The organism is Aeoliella mucimassa, assembly GCF_007748035.1.
Taxonomy (GTDB): Bacteria; Planctomycetota; Planctomycetia; order Pirellulales; family Lacipirellulaceae; genus Aeoliella; species Aeoliella mucimassa.
This window is the reverse complement of sequence record NZ_CP036278.1, coordinates 459582-479838: the sequence shown is the minus strand read 5'-3', so window position 1 is coordinate 479838 and position 20257 is coordinate 459582. Positions and strand designations below refer to the sequence as shown.

General features: G+C 60.5%; 16 protein-coding genes. 13 read left to right on the top strand and 3 right to left on the bottom strand.

Features of this window, described 5'->3' with window-relative positions:
- Window positions 1-261: 261 nt before the first annotated feature.
- Both argS and rsfS read right to left on the bottom strand, forming a co-directional pair.
- Window positions 262-2232: an arginine--tRNA ligase gene (argS, locus tag Pan181_RS01905; protein ID WP_145245227.1), complete on the bottom strand. Its 1971-nt coding sequence runs from the start codon at window positions 2230-2232 to the stop codon at window positions 262-264.
- Between the two features lie 202 nt (window positions 2233-2434).
- Window positions 2435-2845: a ribosome silencing factor gene (gene rsfS / locus Pan181_RS01900; protein WP_231943725.1), complete on the bottom strand. Its 411-nt coding sequence runs from the start codon at window positions 2843-2845 to the stop codon at window positions 2435-2437.
- 177 nt (window positions 2846-3022) lie between these two features.
- Between rsfS and bcp the strand changes: the two genes are divergently transcribed.
- The 12 genes from bcp to Pan181_RS01840 all read left to right on the top strand — a co-directional run bounded on the left by bcp (window position 3023) and on the right by Pan181_RS01840 (window position 17588).
- Window positions 3023-3496: a thioredoxin-dependent thiol peroxidase gene (gene bcp, locus Pan181_RS01895; protein ID WP_145245225.1), complete on the top strand. Its 474-nt coding sequence runs from the start codon at window positions 3023-3025 to the stop codon at window positions 3494-3496.
- Window positions 3497-3763: 267 nt separating this feature from the next.
- Complete coding sequence (locus Pan181_RS01890) at window positions 3764-4177, top strand: hypothetical protein (RefSeq protein ID WP_145245224.1); 414 nt, start codon at window positions 3764-3766, stop codon at window positions 4175-4177.
- Window positions 4178-4477: 300 nt separating this feature from the next.
- Window positions 4478-4903, top strand: a complete 426-nt coding sequence (locus Pan181_RS01885) for a hypothetical protein (protein WP_145245223.1) — start codon at window positions 4478-4480, stop codon at window positions 4901-4903.
- 196 nt (window positions 4904-5099) lie between these two features.
- On the top strand, window positions 5100-6152 hold the full coding sequence (locus Pan181_RS01880; protein ID WP_145245222.1) for a DUF4974 domain-containing protein: 1053 nt from the start codon (window positions 5100-5102) through the stop codon (window positions 6150-6152).
- Complete coding sequence (locus tag Pan181_RS01875; protein WP_145245221.1) at window positions 6149-7057, top strand: glycosyltransferase family 1 protein; 909 nt, start codon at window positions 6149-6151, stop codon at window positions 7055-7057. Before Pan181_RS01880 ends, Pan181_RS01875 begins: the two co-directional genes overlap by 4 nt.
- A 42-nt stretch (window positions 7058-7099) precedes the next feature.
- Window positions 7100-8236, top strand: coding sequence for a hypothetical protein (locus Pan181_RS01870; RefSeq protein ID WP_145245220.1), 1137 nt, complete (start codon window positions 7100-7102; stop codon window positions 8234-8236).
- Window positions 8237-8308: 72 nt separating this feature from the next.
- A complete protein-coding gene (fhcD, locus tag Pan181_RS01865; protein ID WP_145251930.1) occupies window positions 8309-9214 on the top strand; it encodes a formylmethanofuran--tetrahydromethanopterin N-formyltransferase in 906 nt (301 codons plus the stop codon).
- A gap of 258 nt (window positions 9215-9472) precedes the next feature.
- Window positions 9473-11083 (top strand): 30S ribosomal protein S1, encoded by a 1611-nt coding sequence (locus Pan181_RS01860; RefSeq protein WP_145245219.1) that lies wholly within the window; start codon window positions 9473-9475, stop codon window positions 11081-11083.
- Between the two features lie 240 nt (window positions 11084-11323).
- Window positions 11324-12142 (top strand): glycosyltransferase family 2 protein, encoded by an 819-nt coding sequence (locus Pan181_RS01855; protein WP_145245218.1) that lies wholly within the window; start codon window positions 11324-11326, stop codon window positions 12140-12142.
- A gap of 85 nt (window positions 12143-12227) precedes the next feature.
- On the top strand, window positions 12228-13337 hold the full coding sequence (locus Pan181_RS01850; RefSeq protein ID WP_145245217.1) for a hypothetical protein: 1110 nt from the start codon (window positions 12228-12230) through the stop codon (window positions 13335-13337).
- A gap of 1114 nt (window positions 13338-14451) precedes the next feature.
- The gene (gene dgt, locus Pan181_RS01845; RefSeq protein WP_145245216.1) at window positions 14452-15906 is read left to right on the top strand and encodes a dGTP triphosphohydrolase; all 1455 of its coding nucleotides are present in this window, start codon (window positions 14452-14454) and stop codon (window positions 15904-15906) included.
- A gap of 482 nt (window positions 15907-16388) precedes the next feature.
- Complete coding sequence (locus Pan181_RS01840; protein WP_197528820.1) at window positions 16389-17588, top strand: response regulator; 1200 nt, start codon at window positions 16389-16391, stop codon at window positions 17586-17588.
- A gap of 43 nt (window positions 17589-17631) precedes the next feature.
- Here Pan181_RS01840 and Pan181_RS01835 read toward each other — a convergent pair whose 3' ends face one another.
- Window positions 17632-18882 carry an ornithine cyclodeaminase gene (locus tag Pan181_RS01835; RefSeq protein WP_145245214.1) on the bottom strand — a complete coding sequence of 417 codons (1251 nt, stop codon included), beginning with the start codon at window positions 18880-18882 and terminating at the stop codon, window positions 17632-17634.
- 181 nt (window positions 18883-19063) lie between these two features.
- Here Pan181_RS01835 and Pan181_RS01830 point away from each other — a divergent pair, with 181 nt between their 5' ends.
- Window positions 19064-20116, top strand: a complete 1053-nt coding sequence (locus Pan181_RS01830) for a hypothetical protein (protein ID WP_145245213.1) — start codon at window positions 19064-19066, stop codon at window positions 20114-20116.
- The last annotated feature ends 141 nt before the right edge of the window (window positions 20117-20257 follow it).

Genomic DNA, 20257 nt, shown 5'->3' with positions numbered 1-20257 from the left:
CTAGCGACAACTGTGCAAACATAGATCACCGCAGCGTACCTACCGCAGGCGGAACAAGAGAAAAGTCAGCTTCTTCATCACACGACAAGGTTGATGCTCCCGACTGGGTGTCGCCAGAACCGCTCACCCTCGCGCGCCGGTATTTCAAGTGCCGCTGACTCTTGCGACTGGTTACTTGGTGAGCCACAAAGAGCAGAGTGCGCAGCTTCGCACACTCCAGTTAGAGAAGTCGTGGGGAATGCGCAATCTGGACCTCGCGGTCTACATCCGCTCCACGCACTCAATACCAAGTAGCCCCATGCCTATTCCCAAGGTGCGGGCGGTCAGCGCGCAGAGGGCCAGGCGACTCGTTCGTAGCGAATCGGTCTCGGCCTTAATCACTGGGCAGTTCTGGAAGAACCCAGCATACGAGCTTGCCAGATCGAACAAGTAACTCGTCAAATGATTTGGTCGGTACTCTTCTAACACCTTGTCGAGCGATTCGGCAAATCGGCAAAGCATCATCCCGAGCGCCCGTTCTTCGGGCGAGCCGAGCACCAGTTGGTCGGCGCCGGCCAGGGCCTCGGTTTCGGTGACTTCGGCCTTCTCGAAAATCCCCCGCACGCGGGCGTAGCTGTACTGCATGTAAGCAGCCGTGTTGCCATTCATGGCCAGCATCTTGTCGTAGTCGAACTTGTAATCGCTGGTTCGATTGTGGGCCAGGTCGGCGTACTTGATTGCACCGATGCCGATTCGCTCGGCGACTTGCTGCCGTTCCTCGTCGGTCTTGAGCATGGGACTCGCGTCGGCCAGCGATCGGGCGCGGTCGACCGCTTCGTCCAACAAACCCATCAAACCAACCGCGTCGCCGCTGCGGGTTTTATACGGCCTGCCATCTTTACCGAGTACGGTGCCGAAGCTCACGTGCATTAGTTCAACGTTCTCGCAGCCGCACTGCTTGGCCGTGGCGAACAATTGCTCGAAGTGCAAACCTTGCCGATGATCGACCACGTACAGGATGGCATCGGGCTGCCACTTCTCGAGCCGGTAAGCGATGGTCGCCAAGTCAGTCGTGGAGTACAGGAAGGCACCATCCTGCTTCCGCACAATAAACGGAGCCGCATGACCTTCGAGGAACACGCACATCGCCCCCTCGTTCTCGGTCGCCAGCCCGCGGGCGACCAGGTCGTCGACCACGGCTTGCAAGCGATCGTGATAGAAGCTCTCGCCAAGCGTATGGTCGAACGTAACGTTCAGCCGATCGTATGTTTTCTGGATCGCGGTCAGGCACGCTGGCAGGAACGTCTCCCACAGCTCTTTATTCGTCGTGTCGCCAGAGTGAAGCTTGGCAGTCTCGTCGAGTACCGCCCGCGCGATGTTCGTGTGTTCCGTTGCCAGCGGGGCGAGCTGAGGGTCGTCGTCGATCTTGGCGAGCTTCTCTTCGAGCGACTTTTGCTCGCCGAGCAGATCGTTGAGGGAGTTCTCCGCCTGCCGTAGCCTTTTGGCGGCCGCCTTGTCGGCTTTCTTGTCGCCGGTCGGCTCGACGGCCTTGAGCTCGTCGACAAGCTGCTGCTGGGTGGCGAGCTTCTCTTCGAGGGCCGGCAGTCCGTTATTCTTCGCGTTGTGGTACTCCACCAACGTGTTCACGAGCCGATAGAGCCGGCTCAGTTCGGGCACGGGATCTTTGGCGATGGCTGCTTCGTCGGCGAAGTGCTTGTAGCCGTAGATGATCATGCCGAACTGGGTGCCCCAGTCGCCGATATGATTGTCGGTGATCACCCGATGGCCCAGGAAACGAAGCACGTTGCCAATGGCCGCCCCGATGACGGTCGATCGAATGTGGCCCACATGCATCGGTTTGGCCACGTTGGGCGACGAGTAGTCGACCACCACGGTGCGCGGCTTCGCGACGGTCGGCACACCGAGGTGCTCGGTATCGGCGGCCGCGGCCTGCAGTGCTCCCACCAAGGCAGCGTCGGTGAGCTTGAGATTAATGAAGCCCGGGCCGGCGATCTCGGGCGGTTCGCACAGGTCGGACACGTCGAGCGCAGCGACCAGCGCGGCGGCAATCTCCCGCGGCGGCTTGCCAAGCTGCTTGCCGAGCGGCATCGCGCAATTGGCCTGGTAGTCGCCAAACTTGGCATCGTTGCTCGAGCGAATCAATTCCAACACAGGGGCAACGTCGCCGGTGAATCCATCGAGCGAGGCCAGGCTGTTGGCAAACCGTTCACGTAGTTCGGCGAGAAAGTTCATGATTTCCGAGGGGTGGGAGAGTGTGCCTAGGCGACCGCAAAACCTAGTTTGTACCCTAGCGACGGGCGAGCATGGAGGGGGCTCGCGCTACGGGCCGCCAGGCAACAGATCGCGATACGCAGCTGCGCAGGGCGGGCTACAGACACAGCAGCCCCCTAGGAGTAAAGTCTGGGAGTGGACGGAAACTACAAACCGCTGCGGTTTACTCGCCGGCGGTCGGCTCGTCGTCCTGCCAGGGAAGCTCTACCGGCTTCGAATCCTGCCAGAGATCCTCGAGGGCGTAGTAGTCGCGGGTTTCCTGATCGAACAGGTGCACGACCACCGAACCATAATCGAGCAAGATCCAGCGGCTTTCGCTGTAGCCTTCGATGCCTATCCGCTTGTCGCCGAGGTCGTCTTCCAGGCAGTGATCGATCTCTTCGCTGATCGCGTGCAGCTGCCGGCGACTATTACCGGTGACAATCACGAAGTAGTCGAACTCGGGCGTGACCCCTCGCATATCGAGGAGACGGATGTTCTGGCCACGGTTATCGGCGGCGGTGCGGGCAGCGGCTATCGCGAGCTGCAAGCTGCGCTCGGCACGTGTGTCGCTGGCGGGGGTGGGTTCAGACAAGGGGCTCGTAAGGTTCATTGGAGTAAGGGGAATTGTTGTCCTAAGCTCTGCATTTTATCGAACAATCGGCGGCGGAACAATTGCGGCGGCCCGGTCGGGGCTCCTCACTCGCCCGCAGACGCCTACAATTACAGCGTTTCGCGTTGTGCAACTCACAAATATTTTAAGGATCGAACGATGGCCGATTGGGTGGAGGAAGGCAAAAAAGCCCCCGCATTTACACTGACCGCCGACGACGGGTCGAAGGTTCGCTTGTCGGAACTGGCGGGCTCGCCGGTGGTGCTCTATTTCTACCCCCGCGACAACACGCCCGGCTGCACCCGCGAGGCCTGCGCGTTTCGCGATGCGAAAGCCGAGCTCAAGAAACTGGGAGCCGTCGTGCTCGGCGTGAGCACCGACTCGATCGAAAGCCACGTGAAATTCCGCGACAAATACGAACTGAACTTCCCGCTGCTGGTCGATGAGGATCACAAAGTCGCCGAAAAATACGGTGCCTGGCGCGAGAAGAACATGTACGGCAAGAAGTCGATGGGCATCCAACGCAGCACGTTTCTCATCGACGCCCAGGGCAAAGTTGCGAAGGTATGGAAGCGGGTGCAAGTGGATGGGCACGACGAGAAAGTGCTCGCGGCGCTGAAGTCGCTCGAATAACCACCTGCCGGCTTGCAGAATCAGCGACCTCGGCCCGCAACTGCGGATGGCCGAGGACCGCTGGTTCTTGAAAAACACGTCTGGCATCACGCCCGCTAATTCGGCTAAACTACGAAACACTCTTCTGGACTTGCAACTTCGACTTAGGCGGTCGTCACTTTTTCCATATCTCGCGCAACCAATCCGGCTGCCCGGTTTGCCCACTTGGATTGCGTAGCGATACCGCTGCACCTCTTTCAAAAAGTCGTTGGTTCGGAGGCTTGTTCGATGAATTGCGATCAGGTTTTCATGATTCTCACGAGTGGTCCCTTTCCCACAGGCGATCGTTCGGACATCGAAGTGGAAAACCATCTCGACCATTGCCCCACTTGCTGGCGCATTGCCGAAGCGTTGCGCCCCGCCCACGACGTGTTTGAGGAGTCGGTTCCCGCCTGGGAAGGCCGCGACCTGCCTGGCTACTGGGGCGAGTCGCAGCCCGCACGCGCGGTAATGGCCGAACTGCAACAAACGGCTTTGCGCACCACGGCCACGCGGCGGCAGTCGCGGACGTTGGTTCAAATGCCGCTGGCAGTCGAACAGCAGCGTCAGGCGATGGCCGGCTGGCGCGACGTGTTTGTGGTCGCTGGCATCGTCGCCGTGATGTGCGGCATCGCCCTTTTGGTCTCGAATCTGGTTCCGTAGCGAGCCCAAACGACACACCTCTGCCAGGTCCGCACACTCCTATTATTCCGCAAGCTCCTGCGTTTGCGCGTTTGCCGATTCTGCCGGAAAATACTTCCTACCCCTTGCGCGAAGTGCCAAAACTTCGTTGGCAAAGCTCTGTTTGGCAAGCTACTTTTCACTGGTTCGCCTCGGTAGACCCAATCTACTCGTGCCGTGGGCCGCTCGTCCCACCACCCGCTTCTGTCACGACCGACGCGAAGCCCCCTCCTCCTTTTGCCCGATGTTGCGCTCGGGCTGCACCGTCTGGAATTCGCATTCATGGCTTGGATTGGTAACACCCCTACCGGCGGACTGACGTGCCAAGTTCCTCGTATGCTTGGATCGCAAGTCGCAGAACTCCTCAAGCGGCTACAACCAAAAGTTGGCCGCGAACGTCGCAGCACCACGCGACATGCAATCCCCTATATCTTTGAACTCTCACCGCGCGACGAACTGCCGCCGGAGCTTGCGCAGTCGTTCACCGTGGTCGGCAAAGACGTATGCGACCGTGGGATCGGATTCTTCCACCAGAAACCGATTCCCTACCGCCACGGGATGCTCGAAATCGAACTGCCCGACGAAGGCATCGTGCAACTCGAGGTCGACCTGCTTTGGTGCCGGTTCACCAGCTTTGGTTGGTACGAAAGTGGCGGTCGCCTGCTTGGGGTTACGAGTGGACTGTCGCCCGCTTGCAAGGCCGGCTGAGCCAGGCTTGATGCTGCTTTCGCTTAAAGCAGTCCTCTCTACGCTTGCAAGCCACTCGAGCGATTTGCCTACTCCTTGGTACTTTGCAGGTTTTGCGGAATAAATCTCCCCGCGCGCTGCGATTCCCGTTATCGTGGCAATCAACCGGCTTCGCCATTTCCGGCGAGGTCAGCGCTAATCCAAGGGGAGATCGACGATGAGTATTTCGCGTCTGGCGGCACCCGTATTTCTATTGGCAGCCTGCACTTTTGCGATGAGTCCCACGCTCACGCAGGCCCAGGACCCTTTCGGCGGCCCTGGCGAAGAGAACCCTTTCGACGGACCTGGTGGCGATAATCCCTTCGGCGAAGGTGATAATCCCTTTGGCTTTGGTGGATCCGAGTCGGCTCCTACTGCCGAGGCACCTGCCCCGCCGGCCCCGCGTCCACAGGAGCGCGATGCTCGCCCCGCCCCGCCCAAACCGAAAACGCCCGTCTACTGGGCCGATGGCGATTCGGAACGGCACAAAGCCATCCGCTACGCCCTGGCCCAGCCGCTGAATCCTCTGGGACTTGAGTTCCAAGACGCCCCACTGTCGGAGATCGTTGATTTTCTTCGCGATGAGTACAACATCGAAGTTCAGCTCGACATCCCCGCCCTCGACGATCTAGCAATCTCGCCCGATGATCCAATCAATGTCAACATGCGCAACATCACGCTCGGCTCGGCACTTCGCCTGATGCTCAAGCCAGGGGAGCTGACTTACGTAGTCGACAACGAGGTGCTGCTGATTACCTCCGAAGAACAAGCCGCCACGATGATGACCGTGGCCGTCTACCCGGTCGGCGATATTCTCTCCGACCCCAACAATCCCCGGATGCCCCAAGATTTCGACAGCCTAATTGGCAACATCCTCTCGACCGTGGCCTCCGACACGTGGGTCGAAAACGGAGGTCCCCTGGCCGAGATGCGACCGCTGCAGCCTGGCCTTTTGGTCATCTCGCAAACGCAAGCGGTGCACGAACAGGTGCAGCAGTTACTCGCTGCGCTTCGGTTGGCGAAGCAAGACGATTACGCAGTGCCCTCCCCCCAACCACCGCGTAACGAAGGATTTGGCGGCGGTTATGGTGGCGATGGCGGCTACGGTGGAGGAGAGTTCGGCGGCCGCGGGGGCGGAGGGTTCGGCGGCCGTGGCGGAGAGTTTGGTGGAAGAACAGGCGCAGGAGGTCGAGCACGTGAGGTCGAGCCCCAAGAGAGGGAATCTCGATGAGTTCAGTGAAAACCACATTACTTGCCCTGCTGGTGATGGTGGCGGTGCTGCCGACGCTCAGGGGTCTCGGCCAGCCCCCGCAGGCCCCAGCCCCGCTCACTCGCTCGCCGGAGCTGGATGCCGAGATCACCAAGCGCCTGGGGGGTCCTGTGTTTTGGGCCGACGATCTACCCAAGCGTTGGCAGGAGGTCGAGCAAATCATCGACCGCCCGCTGCATCAGGAGGGCCTGGAGTTTCAAGACGAATCACTATCGGAAGTGCTGCGATATATTCGCCAGGAATACAAGCTCGAAATCCGACTCGACCTCGATGCACTCGACGACCTCGGCTTGTCGCCCGACGATCCGGTAACCATCGACCAGCAGCGGGTGACGCTTCGCAGCGCCTTGCGTCATCTGCTTCGCCAGTTGGATCTGACCTTTCTGGTGGAGAACAGCGGGGTGTTAGTGGTGACTTCCGAGGACGAAGCCCTGTCGCAATTGAAGGTGATCGTCTACCCAACAGGCGATATCATCGAGCCGATGCAAGTCGACGATGGTCAACTGGCGAGCGATGCTCAAGGCAACCCCAAACTGCCGATCCAGGTGTTGCAAGAGATCGTCGTGGCAAACTGCAATGTGGATGGATGGCTGTACAATGGCCACCCTGGATTGATTCGCTATGCCAAACCGAACTTGATCATCGTTTCGAATACGTACGAGGTGCATCAACAGGTGCAGAGCCTGCTGCAGGCTATTCGTAAGGCCCAGCAACACGAGTATGCCCAACCAAGCCGCATTGGGCCACAAGCCCGACTTCCGTCGCAAGGCTTCGACGAAGACGACACCGCGTACCAGGCGCGCCTGCGTCGAATCGCTCCGACAGCTCGCGACCTGCGAGACGAGGCATCTGCTCCTCCGCAGTAAGCTTTGGCTCGGTCCACCAATTCCACAGGGGTATAAAACATCATGAGCGTTCAACGAACCATTCTTTCACTGGCGGCCATCCTGGTCGCTGGGTGCCTGCTCGCCCCGCAGTTTGGGCATAGCCAGGACGATCTGTTCGGCGGATCTCCGGCAAACGACGAACGAGAGACGGATCTGTTCGGTTCGTCGGAAGATGACCTGTTCGCCCCCTCCGACGGCAACGCGAGCGATGACGATTTGTTCGGCTCCCCAGAGCCGGACCAGATGGGGGACGCCGACGGCCTGTTCGCCGCACCGGCCGAAGAGCCTGCCCCCGAATCGCGGGCGAGGGAAAATAGTGCTCTGCGCGAACAGCCTCTATCGAGTAGCCGCATCAATACTCCTGTGTTCTATGCCGAACCGAACGCGTTGGTGAACGAGCGGATTCGGAAGGTGCTCGCCCGCCCGCTGTATAAGAGTGGGCTGCAATTCACCGATACCCCTTTGAGCGAAGTCGTCGCGTTCATTCGCGACGAATACGAAATCGAAGTACTGCTGGATCTCCCAGCGCTCGACGACCTCGCCATTTCCCCCGACGAAGTGGTCTCCGTCAACCTGCGTCATATGTCGCTTGGGTCGGCACTGCAACACCTGCTGCGTCCATTCGACTTGACTTACATGATCTCCGATGAGGTGCTGCTGGTTACTAGCGATGACGAAGCCCTCACCCGACCTAAGGTGGCTATATATCCGGTCGGCGATATTCTGGCAGCAAAGCCTGGTTACGAGAACAACTCCGAAGCAGAGGACAAGAAACGCCGATCCGAAGACATCAGCGCATTGATCGATCTGATTATCTCGACGGTTGCCAGCGACACCTGGGTAGAGAATGGTGGCCCCGAAGCAGAGATTCGCGCCATACAGCCAGGGCTACTGGTTATTTCACAGACCACCGACGTGCACGAGCAGCTCACCCATTTGTTCGATGCCCTAAGGCGGGCGAAGCAACACGAATATTCCATACCACACGTCGACCTTTCCTACCAACAACAACTGACTGCTCAACGTCACTATGAAGCTTCCATGCAAGAATATTTTCGCCAGCTTCGAGAACATCGCGAAGCTACCGGCGACGACAGCACGAATGCCCCGGAGGCTCCTCAGCCCCCCATTCCTCAAGGTGGCGGGGGATTCTTCTAAACCAAGCGATCTCGATTTCCGACAACTTGCCTCGGCTTGTCGCGGTTGCTTTGTCCGGCGATGATGGACCGCATGCAGATAGGTCCTACGTTTGTTGTCGATACCTTTGCCGAAGCGTTTCGCATGCGTTACGCGCGGCTCATCGTGTCGGCCATCAACGACTACTGGCTCGACGCTGCGACTCGCGAGCTGTGCGGCTACGGTTCGAGCGTCATTCAGTGCGATGCCGAAATTGCCGTGGAACGCCGCCTGGCGGCTGACGAATCGCCCGACGGCCGGCCGGCCGCGGCGGTGCTGGCGTTTGGGTTCTCGACCGACGCGCTGGCCAAGGCCTTGCCGAAGCGGGTGGGTCAGTGCGTGATGACCTGCGCGACCTCGGCCGTGTACGACGGGTTGCCGCCCGACGACTCCGTGGAGCAGGATCGCATTCCGCTGGGGAGCCACATCCGATTCTTCGGCGACGGATTTCAAAAGAGCAAAAAACCAGCCGATCGGCGGTTTTGGCGGATCCCCGTAATGGATGGTGAGTTCCTGGTGGAAGACTCCCTCGGCGTGCAAAAAGGGGTCGCTGGGGGAAACCTGATCGTGCAGGGAACCAGCCAGCGCGCGGCCCTCGACTCGGCCCGGCGAGCCGTGGAAGCAGTCGCCTCGCTGGCCGAGGTGATAACCCCGTTCCCTGGCGGCGTAGTCCGCAGCGGCAGCAAAGTCGGCTCGCGCTACGACGGGCTGGTAGCCTCGACCAACGACGCGTTTTGCCCCACGCTTCGCGGGCGAGTGGCCACGCAGCTCGTGCCGGAAGCCCAGTGTGCGTACGAAGTTGTGATAAACGGCACCAGCGAATCCGCGGTGGCCGACGCCATGCGGCTAGCCCTGCATGCGGCCGCTGGCCCGGAGATTCCCGCCCTGTCGGCCGGCAACTACGGAGGTAAGCTGGGCAAGTTCCACTACCATTTGCGTAAGATACTGGCGCCTGGGTAAATGGCATCTGGGTATACCGCTGATCGCCCAGCGACCACCCTCTGGTAGGGACTCTCACAGGGCTTTGCGTACGTTCTGGGGAGCTGTCGCATGGTCGGGCCCCCCTGGGTCGATTGGTCGCCAGCAGCGCGAGTTTCGCAAAACGCATGAAAAATTGTTAAACACTCCCCATTGGCCAAACAGCTTGTTAGAATGCGAGGCTCTGCTGGGTGGTGGGCCCAGCCTCCTTAAAACTCTTTGTTCTGCTTTGCTGAAACGATGTCTGACTCCGCTCCCGAGCGCCCTGCCGACGAGGCACAAACGAACGTTGAACAAGTAACCGAAGTCGCCACCGAGGCTGCCGAGGCTACTCCGTCTGAGCCAACTCCTCCGGCCGAGGCCACGCCCGCGGCGGAGCAAAAGCCAGTCGACGAAGCGGCCCCGACTGGCGAGCCCGCTGGCGAAACTGCTGGCGAAGAGGGCGACGATCGCCCTGGCCACCGGATTCGGATCGGCACGCAGCGTCCTGAAGACGCCGAGTCGAAGCCCAAGGCCCAGGCCACCGCTCCCCCGGCGATGCTCGATCCCGAGGTCGCCGCCCGGCAGCGTGAAGAGGCCCCCGCCCCGACCGGCAAGATCTATCCCCCACCGAATGTTCGCGATCGTCTGTCGGCCGACTTGGAGCAAGAGCTCGAAGCCGCGCTGGAAGGTCAGTCGCTCGACGACATTATCTCTTCCAAAGAGGCCAACGAGCCTGGCGAGCTGCCCGAAGGAACCCGCCTGATGGGTCGCGTGGCCAAAGTGTACCAGGACAACGTGTTCGTCGACCTCGGCGGCCGCAACCAAGGCGTGGTCGCCTTCAAGCAGTTTGAAGGTCGCGACCTGCCGGAACCAGGTAGCGAGCTCGACGTGACTGTCGTCAAGCTCGGCGACGACGGGCTCTACGAAATCACCCTGCCAGGCGGGGCCGTCGACGTTGGTAACTGGGAAGACGTGGAAGAAGGTCAGGTGATCGAAGTCACCGTGACCGGCGTAAACAAAGGTGGCCTCGAGTGCCAGGTCTCCGGCCTGCGAGGCTTCATGCCGATGGGTCAGATCTCGATCTACCGCACTGAGAACGCCGAAGAGTACGTCGGCCAAAAACTCAACGCAGTGGTCACCGAAGCGAATCCTGAGCGCCGCAACCTGGTGCTCAGTCATCGCGCGGTAATGGAACGCGAGAAGTCGGAAAAACGCGACCAGTTGCTCAAAGAGCTGGCCCCCGGGCAGATGCGCGAGGGGATTGTTCGCAGCCTTCGCGACTTCGGTGCGTTTGTCGACCTCGGCGGCGTCGATGGTTTGATTCATGTGAGCAAGATGAGCTGGGATCGGGTGAACCACCCCAGCGAGGTGCTCTCCGAAGGTCAAACCGTGAAAGTGAAGATCGATAAGATCGACCCCCAGACCGGTAAGATTGGTCTCTCGTACCGCGAGAGTGCCGAGAACCCCTGGGACAAGGCCGAATCGACCTACTACACCGGAGCAACCGTCGAAGGCTCGGTGAGCAAGATCATGGACTTCGGGGCGTTCGTCAAACTCGAACCCGGCGTCGAAGGCCTGATCCACATCTCGGAACTCGCTCACGGGCGGGTGTTCCGCACCAGCGACGTGGTGTCCGAAGGCCAGGCAGTGCAGGTTAAAGTGCTGAGCTTCGACCGCGAGAAGCAACGCATCGGCCTGAGCCTCAAGGCGTTGATGGAAGCCCCCAAGCGGAAGGGCGAGGAAGAATCGGCCGAAACCGATTTCGCTCCCCCGCCAGACGCCCCGAAGGCTCCCCGCAAGCACGACGGCAAGCTCAAAGGCGGCATCGGCCGCCCCAGCGGTGGCGAGCAATTCGGCCTGAAGTGGTAGTCGCGACTCGGCAACCCACTCGCTGCTAGCTGCAATCCCGCTACACTGCTGCGCCCGCGATGCGCCTGTCGCGTTCTGAAAACAGAGCTCTCTGCGCATTCGGCTGCGCCGAATGCTAGCATGGCCGCGGTTTCTCTTTCGGCATCTCTTCCATTTTGCTACGGTCCCCGGGTTGCACGCCCGACGAGCGGACCCTCGTCGGCTTTTCCAAATCAGAAGCGATAAACTGAGTCGAAAGCGATGGCCGGCAAACTCACTGTATTGATCCCCTGCAAGAACGAGCGGATGAACATTCGCCCGTGCATCGAATCGGTGCAGTCGATAGCCGACGAAGTGTTGGTGGCCGATTCGGGTTCGACCGACGATACGCTGGCGATCGTGCGTTCGATCGACGGCTGCCGACTGATTGAGCGCGAGTACGTTTGCTCGGCCGATTTCAAAAACTGGGCCATCCCCCAAGCCGCGCACGAGTGGGTGCTGATCGTCGATGCCGACGAGCGAGTCACCCCAAAGCTCGCCAAAGAAATCCGCCGTATCGTCGATGGTGCTGACGATGCAACGAAGGATGCTTACTGGATCGGTCGCGATAATCATTACCTGGGTCACCCTATCAAACGTTGTGGCTGGAACAACGACGGAGTCGTGCGACTGGTGCGGCGCGATGCTTGTCGCTACACCGATCGCTGGGTGCATGCCGAGATCGATGCTCCGGCCGAGCGAGTCGGCAGGCTCCAAGGCCGCTTCGTGCACTACACCACCTGGGACTCCGATCACTACAGCCGCAAGATGGTTCGCTACGCTGAATGGGGCGCGCGAAACTACCATCAAGCTGGCAAGCACCCCAATTTGCTGAAGCTGGCCCTGGCTGCTCCCGTGCGGTTCCTGCAGCTCTACTTGCTGCGTGGTGGGTTCCTCGATGGAATCCCCGGACTGCAAGTCTGCATGCACTCGGCCTACTACTCGTATCAGAAACAAGCCAAGCTGTGGGAGATGCACTACGCCCTGCCCCAGCCCGACCCGGAACTAGAGCGAGACAACCACAACCAACAAGCGGCTTAGCACTTTGTCGGCACGAGTCGACGGAGCTACCGAAGTCGACGCTGCCGGTCCCCACTAGCTTCCATCGTTTCATGAAAGCCACCCCATGAACCCACGCAATCTTTGGAAACCCGAGCAGGTGTTCATTGAGATTGGTGCGGAGAACGCCGATACGGCCGACGCCTTGCGGGCGAATGGTTTCGATCGGTACTTGGGGATCTGCAACACACCGCTGCGAGCCGAGTCGCTCGATGCTGCGCGTTCGGATCTGGAAAACTACTTTACCTACACCGACGACAATCAGGTGGTCCGCCGGAACAACGCCGAAGTGCTGATGCTCAGCGGACCAGCCACGCTGCAGGTTTGGTACTATCGTAATGTGCGTCATGTGGATCAAGTTGCCTGGAGGGCGGAGATTTCGCTCTGGACTTTGTTCGGGTTGCTCGGCTGGCTCTGGCACCTGGTGACCGGGCGTTACTCGATGGCTCGCATGGCGACGCTCCGCCGGCCTGGGGCGTTAACCCAGCGGTTCTTCGTCGCCCACATTCGGCATCGCAAAGCACGTGGTCCTAGCGGGCTGCATTACATTCCTCAGCGACTCGGCATCCGCGGTATGTTCGCCGAGCTGAATGGCCGCGACCTCGACTACGTGGTGCTCCGCGGCTGGGAGCGACTGCCGAGGATCGATTCGGAAATCGGCCTGGCGATTCTCGCTTCCGACGACGCCTGGGGCACGTTGGTCGACCTGCTCGACGCCGCGCCTGGCATCAAACCGTGTCAGGTGCATGGCGAACAACAGGACGACGCCTGCTTGCCGGAGCACCTGGCCGATCAGGCGATGCGGGGAGCGATTCGCCATCGCGATCTCTGCCTGGTGCCGAACAAACGCGATTACTTTCATAGCCTCGCCTACCATGCGGTGTACGTGCTCGGCACCAAGTCGCGGTTGCCGATCGAAGGTTCGCGGAAGCTGAAAAACTCGGCCACTGCGAGCGACTACAATTCGCGACTCCGCCGACTGGCTGACGAAATGGGCATCGGCGTCGAAATCTCCCTCTCCGGGCTGCACCATTACCTGATGCGCAACGGCTGGCACCCCCCGATCGACACGCTCGCCCCACTGGCCGAATCGCGCCGCCACCGCTGGCTGGAACCACTGGTGCAAGACGCTGTCGCCGCCGAAGAGGCGATGCCACCCATGCGCCGAGCCGCGTAGGGATATAGATTCCCACTGCTGGGCAAATAGTTTCCCAATTTACCCACCGATGGGTAAATTGAATCTGCACGCACTCTATAAAACCAGTGGTTTTCACCCTCGAATAGATTCCCATTCCCAATAACGCATCGAGTGGGAATCTATTTTCCCGCTGGGAAAGCATCGCAAGTCGTTGATAGATAACAAGTTGCATCAACACCTCCGCGATAGTTGCCCAAAATAGATTCCCACCCATGGGAAAGTATTTTGGGGAGGAGTCAGGGATCAGGATTCGGGGGTCAGGGAAGTTTTGGGGATGCGGGTAAGCGGATGTCATCCTGCGGGAAGCTTCCAGCGACCCGAAGGATCTCAGCTGGCCACTTCGAACGTGTCACCAACGAGCGCCCGTAGGATGTGGTCCAGGAGCTTCCAGCGACGCAGACCCATCACCTGCATTACCATGCGCGCAGCAGTAAACGCCCACGCAAGCAACCATTTCGCCTGCGCGTCGCTAGTCGTTCGAGTTCAAAACAAGCATCACATCTCACAAACCTCCAATCACTAAAAAAGCCAACAGCCGATAGCTGAAAGCCGACAGCCAACGACAACCTGTCCATTAGAACACCACAAGTGGCCAATTCCCAGCGAAAACTGGAGAGAATCTAAACACCAATTTTCACCCTCCGCTGGCGGAGGGTGAAAACAAGAGCGACGATAAGAATTCTCACGCAGAGGCACTGAGCCCGCGGAGCAACTGGGTAGCACCGACAGCTGTTCGCACTACGCATGGCCACTTCGCGAAACGAACCACGCCTAGTTGTCGGTGGGCGAAGCCCAAGAGGTCGAGAGGCTTGGTGCTTCGAGTGTCGCAGCACGCCGCGCCAGGCATCCAGCCCACTGCTGGTGATTGGGTAACGTGGCGGATCATGATCGAGCCGTTGCTACTGCCATGCGACAGGTAAAGGCTGTCCGCGACAAGCCAGCAGTGGCGCCCAAAAAGCCGAGGCCAGAGCAGTGCCACACTGGCGTCCCCCGCGGCTGAGCCTAGAACTCGCCCCACGGTTGCGGGTATCGTAGGCGGCTGGCTGTTGGTCGGCCGGAAGGGGTTTTCCGGTGGCGTGGCCGGAAGCATGGCATGGAGAAAGGCTGCAGCGAGAGCATGAGCGAGGCGGACAAGCTACACTGGACACGGCTACTCTCTCCCCGGCGGATCTGCACCAGCGCCGATGGCTACTCGGCCGACCCGACTCGCGACGAGTTCCACATCGACTACGATCGCATCGTCTACAGCAGCGACTTTCGCCGATTGAAAGACAAAACCCAGGTCTTTCCGTTGTCGCGCAACGACTTCACCCGCTCGCGACTCACGCACAGTCTCGAGGTCTCCTGCGTGGGACGGACCTTGGGGCGGAAGCTGGCCGAGTTGCTCACGCGCAAAGGACTATTGCCCGACACCGAGTCGGACATCGGCACCATCGTCGCGGCCGCGTCGCTGGCCCACGACATTGGCAATCCGCCGTTTGGGCATTCGGGCGAGAGTGCCATTCAAACGTGGGCCAAGAAGAACACCGCTTGCGCAGCGAATAATCCCGACCACCGCCCGTTCGAGGTGGCCACCGAGCAGGAGTTGCTCGACCTGCATCGCTTCGAAGGCAACGCGCAAGGCCTGCGGGTGCTGGCCCGTTTGCAGGCGAACCGCCGCAAAGGGGGGCTGCGGATGACGGTCGCCACGCTGGCGGCGATGATGAAGTACCCTTGCAGCTCGTCGCTCTCGGCCGAGTCGAAAGCGGCCGCCAAACAAGCAGGCTGCAAACCGCCGGCCGAGCGGAAGAAGTTTGGCTACTTTAGCGACGACGCCGAGACGATCGTACCTGAGCTCCGCGAAATCGGCATGGAAGAGACCGAGCCAGGTGGCTTTCGTCGCCATCCGCTGGCTTATCTGGTGGAAGCGGCCGACGACATCTGTTACGCGGTGATCGACCTGGAAGACGCGGTCGACCAGCGATGCATCAGCCATGCCGAGGCAGTAAACGCGCTGCTACCAATCGCGCGCCTGGTGGTGCCCGACTTTGCCCCCTCCGATCCCGCCAACACCCCGCTCGGCTGGGTGCGGGCGATCGCCATCGGCGGACTGGTGCATGCCTGCATGACGATCATCGAATCGCGGTTCGATGAGTTCACTGCAGGCACGTTGCCGAAGAGCCTGATCGAACTGTCGACGATCGCCGACCAGTACAAGGAAGCCTACGACCTGGTGGTGAACTTCGCGTACCGCAACCGGCGGGTGCTCGAGGTCGAAGCGGCTGGTTACAAAGTGATCGGCGGGCTGCTCGATTTGTTTGTGCCAGCGCTGGTGAACGATCACGATCGCGGGGCCGACCAGTGGAAGCTGTTGAGCTTGTTCCCCGAACGGTTCCTTCGCGAGTCGGTGTCGAGCCGACCGTTGTCGCCGGACGCCGCACAGCAGGCGCTCACTCCGTTGTCGACCTATCAACGCATTCTGGCTGCGACCGACTTCATCTCCGGCATGACTGATAGCTACGCGGTCGACATGTATCAGAAGCTCTCAGGCATCAAATTGCCGGAGTAGCTTGCGGCCTTGATGGTACTGCTCGACGCAAACATCGCTGTTGGAATTCGGGCAACATCGGGTAGTAGATCTACTGGATCGCACGAAAACAACTCGCTTGCGATCCCTACGACCGCTTCGCCCCGCCTGCGGGCGCCCGAGCGCCTGGGGTGGTATTCACAGGCGACACCTGTGGTATCGCAGCGGGCAAATCGACGAAAAACCGCAGAGTTATCGGCATCTGCAACGTAGCGCTGCTCGGCAATCGATATGACCTGCACAGGGGGTGCAGAGCCTGTGCTCGACGGTCGCCCCCCTTCTGCGGGGGCCGCTGATTTCCTTTTCTGGCTGACCTTTGGGGAGCTATTCGTGACCTAGACTTTAGGGACACCGCGGTGGTCAGGCTGGCTCCCTACGCTGGCTCTTCGTTTCCGTATGCCTCTCGACCAGCACGCTGGCAATGAGGCCGCACCCCGTTCATGCATGAAGGCAGAGCAGTAGCGATGACCGATATCTTGTTTGTCGACGACCAACCAGAGGAACTAGCGGATCTCGAAAAATCTCTTCGCAAGTTTCGCCAAGACTGGTACATGGAATTTGCCCAAGGTGGCGCCGAAGCGTTGAAGATGATTAAGGCCCGCGGATACGACGCGGTCGTTACTGATCTCGACATGCCCGACGTCTCGGGCCCCGCGCTGCTGAAGGAAGTTCAGAAGTACTCTCCGCAGACGGTTCGCATTTTGCTTTCGTATCGTCGCGAGCGGACTCAAGCGGTCGAGTCGACGAGCGTCGCCCATCAACACCTGGCGAAGCCCTGCGACGTCGACCTGCTCGAAATGGCGATCAACGACGCGCTCGCCTTGCGGTATCACATGGATAGCCATGCGATTCGCGATCTGGTCGGACGCGTGGACCACTTGCCGACGCTGCCCGACACTTACTTGAAGCTGGTCGAGGAACTCGACTCGCCGCAATCGAGTCTGGCTCGCGTGGGCGATATCGTTCGCAACGACGTCGCGATCACCGCCAAGATTCTGCAACTGGTGAACTCGTCGTACTTCGGCCTGCCGGTGCATGTGTCCGACATTTCGCACGCGGTCGCTTTGCTCGGCGTGAACGTCGTGAAGCCGCTGGTGCTGTCGTCGGGCTTGTTCGAACAGTTCTCGCCTGGTTCGTTGGGGCAGTTCTCGCTGCCGACGCTCATTGAGCATAGTGCCGAGGTAGCGATGGCCTCCCGCTGCATTTCGCAACTCGAAGGCGCGGTGACCGAAGACTGCGACGACGCTTTCATGGCTGGCATGCTGCACGACTTGGGTCAGGTAGTGTTGGCCAGCAACTTTACCGCCCAGTACGACGAACTGCGGGCTCACGCTTTGGAAACCGAGACTCCGCTCCACGAGCTGGAGCTGGCCGAGTTCCAAGCGAGCCACGCTGACCTGGGTGCTTACCTGCTGGGTCTGTGGGGCCTGCCAGCTTCGATCGTCGAAGCCATTGTCTGGCACCACACTCCGTACCATTCGACTCACGACCGCTTCACTCCGCTGGCTGCAGTCCACGCGGCTGAATGCCTGCTGGGTGCCAATCGTAATCCGATGGGCGAAGCGTCGGAGATTTCGCACGAATTCCTTGATCGCTTCCATCGCAACGAGCGAATCGGCGTGTGGTCGGCTGCCCTCGGCACCGAAACCGCCGCTACCGAGTAACATCGTCTACACACGGGGGGGAAGCGAGCGGCCGCTGCGGCGGCTAGCTCGCCCCCTCGAGTGCGTCGAGCTCGATCAAGAGCGAGCGAAAGAAGGGTTCGACGTCGGTCACCAGACCAACGGTTTGAAAACTTCCGCGATCAGCAAGCTTGATGACTGTCGATGGATTGATGTCGACACAAACCACCTTCACCCAAGCTGGTAGCAAGTTGCCTACCGCTACGGAGTGAAGCATCGTGGCGACCATCAAGCAGAAGTTCACGCCAGCGAGACTTTCGCGCATCCGGCGTTGAGCGACGAGCACATCGGTCTCGACGTCGGGCAGTGGTCCGTCGTCGCGAATGCTCCCTGCGAGTAGGTACTCCACGTCGTACGCGACGCAGTCGTGCATGATGCCCGAGGTGAGCACCCCGGTGTCGACCGCCTCGGCGATGGAGCCAGCGCGGCGAATGCGATTGATCGCACGCAAATGGTGCTCGTGTCCTGCTTCGGCAATTTGCGCGTCCTGCACGTTCACGCCGAGGCTGGTGCCGAACAGCGATTGCTCAATGTCGTGCGTCGCCAGAGCGTTGCCTGCAAACAGCTTGTGCAGGTAGCCGCGTTGGATCAGTTCGCTCACCAGCGGACCGCTGCCGGTGTGGATGATGGCCGGACCGCCGACCAACAACGACTTGCCTGGCCCATTGCGATTGGCCAGCAGGTTGCGAGCGATCTCCTGCACGACCACTCGCTTGGGCTTTTCGGTGCTGACCGAACTGTTCATGAACGAGAAAGAATGCGCGGTGTCGATGCGCTCGAGCGGAAACACCCGCACGCCCGCGTGCCCCAGCACCACCTGCATGCCGCGACGGATGTCGGTCATTGGCAAGCAACGAGCGGTTGCTTTGGCGACATCCACCACTACCCCGCAATCCATTTCCTGCGATTCCAACTCGATCCACTTGCCGTTGAGCCGCACCTCAGTCCGTTGATTCGTCGAACTATAAAACCCCTCGGGCAGCGCGCCGTCCATGTCGGCCTCGACCAACCGGCAATCCTGTCCGGCAGTCGGCACCGCGCCGTGGTCGGAAATTTGGGCCAACAGCTCGTCGAGCTCGGCCTGCGAATCGGCGTACACCCCCAGCACGGCGTGGCTCGGGTCGTTGCGGTTGGTACCAACCGTAATATGGCGAATTTCGAAGGTTCCGCCGCTAGCGGTGATGGTGTCGAGCACCTTGGGAAGCAGCAAACTGTCGATGATATGGCCGCGGAGCTCGACTTCCTCCACGAAGTCTGGTTTCGACTGCGAATTCATGGCACTTCCTGGCAGAGGGATGGAATAGCTGGCTTTCTCCGTACGACGCAACTACTTATACTGTTTACACTTTTGGCCGCTGGTCGAGTACCCGAAACAACCGCAAAAGGGGTGGCCGCAGACACCAGGTCTGCCGCCGCGGCGGCCGAACGATCTCCCACACACTGGAAACGCGATTCCTATGGAACCTGCTGAACAAGACGACAAATGGGCAGCCCTGACCGATAGTCTGGGCATCGAGCGGAGCGAAGAATCCGAAGCGCCGGCCGAGGAAGAAGCGACCGCCGCCGCCCCGACTCCCGCTCCCGAGCCCGAGGTAGAACACCGCATTCCCTCGCGGCCCGCGAGTGCCTGGGATTCGCTGGCGACCGATTTTGGCCTGGAGCCTGCTCCGGAGCCAGAGCCAGAGCCCGAGCCAGAACCTACCCCGGCTCCCCAGCCCGCCCCAACTGCCAAACGGGGTCGCGGCAGATCGTCGGCCGGCAAGTCGAAGACAAAGGCCGAAAAGCCCACCATCGAAGAGACCCCCGAACCAGTTGCCGAGGCCGAGGCGGTAGACGAAGCAGTGGCCGCAAGCGAACCGGTAGAAGTGGTCGAGCCTGTCGCCGAAGCCCCCGTGGTGGAAGAGACCGCGGAAGCCGAACCCGAGGCCGAGAAATCGGCGTTTGCGGGATTCGCCGGCACCGGACTGACCCTGCCCGACTGGTTCCCGTTTGGTGGTCGCAAGAAGACTCCCAAGCCGGTTGAGGAAGAAGCAGCCCCGGCTGAAGCAACCGAAGCTCCAGCCACGGAAGAAGCCGAGGCCACAGAAGACTCCACCGACGAGAGCTCCGCCGAAGGCGAAGAAGCCGCCGAGGGTGGCGAAAAGCGTCGTGGCCGCAGACGTCGCGGACGTCGACGTGGTAAAGGGCGCAAGAAAGAAGCTACCGAGGAAACCGCCGATACAGGTGATAACGAACTCGCCGAAGCCATTTCGGAAGTCGACGAGAGCAGCCCCGCGAGCGATGACGACGACGATGATCGCCCCGCCCGCAACATCTCGCACAAGAACATACCCGCCTGGCAAGAAGCCATTAGCGTGGTGGTTGATGCTAATATCGCCGCCCGCGGCGAACGCAAGCGCACGTCGCGTGGCCGTGGCGGCCGCGGTGGTCGTGGTCGCCGACGTCCCAGCGGTGGTGGCAGCAGCAATAGTGGCGGCAGCGGTAGTAGTTCGCCGAAGCAGGAAAGCTAGCGCTGCTGGCGGTCAATCGCGACTGCCGACCAGCATGCGGCAAATGAATTCATCCGCAACGTGTTGTTTCGCCAAGCGTGCGAAACAACACGTAATGCACAACTGTCCCCAATTCCGGGGGGCCGATTCCCCCGAATTTCT

Coding starts and splice junctions, on each gene's coding strand:
- argS (WP_145245227.1), bottom strand. CDS start 2,232: ATGAACTTTCTCGCCGAACTACGTGAACGGTTTGCCAACAGCCTGGCC.
- bcp (WP_145245225.1), top strand. CDS start 3,023: ATGGCCGATTGGGTGGAGGAAGGCAAAAAAGCCCCCGCATTTACACTG.
- Pan181_RS01890 (WP_145245224.1), top strand. CDS start 3,764: ATGAATTGCGATCAGGTTTTCATGATTCTCACGAGTGGTCCCTTTCCC.
- Pan181_RS01885 (WP_145245223.1), top strand. CDS start 4,478: ATGGCTTGGATTGGTAACACCCCTACCGGCGGACTGACGTGCCAAGTT.
- Pan181_RS01880 (WP_145245222.1), top strand. CDS start 5,100: ATGAGTATTTCGCGTCTGGCGGCACCCGTATTTCTATTGGCAGCCTGC.
- Pan181_RS01875 (WP_145245221.1), top strand. CDS start 6,149: ATGAGTTCAGTGAAAACCACATTACTTGCCCTGCTGGTGATGGTGGCG.
- Pan181_RS01870 (WP_145245220.1), top strand. CDS start 7,100: ATGAGCGTTCAACGAACCATTCTTTCACTGGCGGCCATCCTGGTCGCT.
- fhcD (WP_145251930.1), top strand. CDS start 8,309: ATGCAGATAGGTCCTACGTTTGTTGTCGATACCTTTGCCGAAGCGTTT.
- Pan181_RS01860 (WP_145245219.1), top strand. CDS start 9,473: ATGTCTGACTCCGCTCCCGAGCGCCCTGCCGACGAGGCACAAACGAAC.
- Pan181_RS01855 (WP_145245218.1), top strand. CDS start 11,324: ATGGCCGGCAAACTCACTGTATTGATCCCCTGCAAGAACGAGCGGATG.
- Pan181_RS01850 (WP_145245217.1), top strand. CDS start 12,228: ATGAACCCACGCAATCTTTGGAAACCCGAGCAGGTGTTCATTGAGATT.
- dgt (WP_145245216.1), top strand. CDS start 14,452: ATGGAGAAAGGCTGCAGCGAGAGCATGAGCGAGGCGGACAAGCTACAC.
- Pan181_RS01840 (WP_197528820.1), top strand. CDS start 16,389: ATGACCGATATCTTGTTTGTCGACGACCAACCAGAGGAACTAGCGGAT.
- Pan181_RS01835 (WP_145245214.1), bottom strand. CDS start 18,882: ATGAATTCGCAGTCGAAACCAGACTTCGTGGAGGAAGTCGAGCTCCGC.
- Pan181_RS01830 (WP_145245213.1), top strand. CDS start 19,064: ATGGAACCTGCTGAACAAGACGACAAATGGGCAGCCCTGACCGATAGT.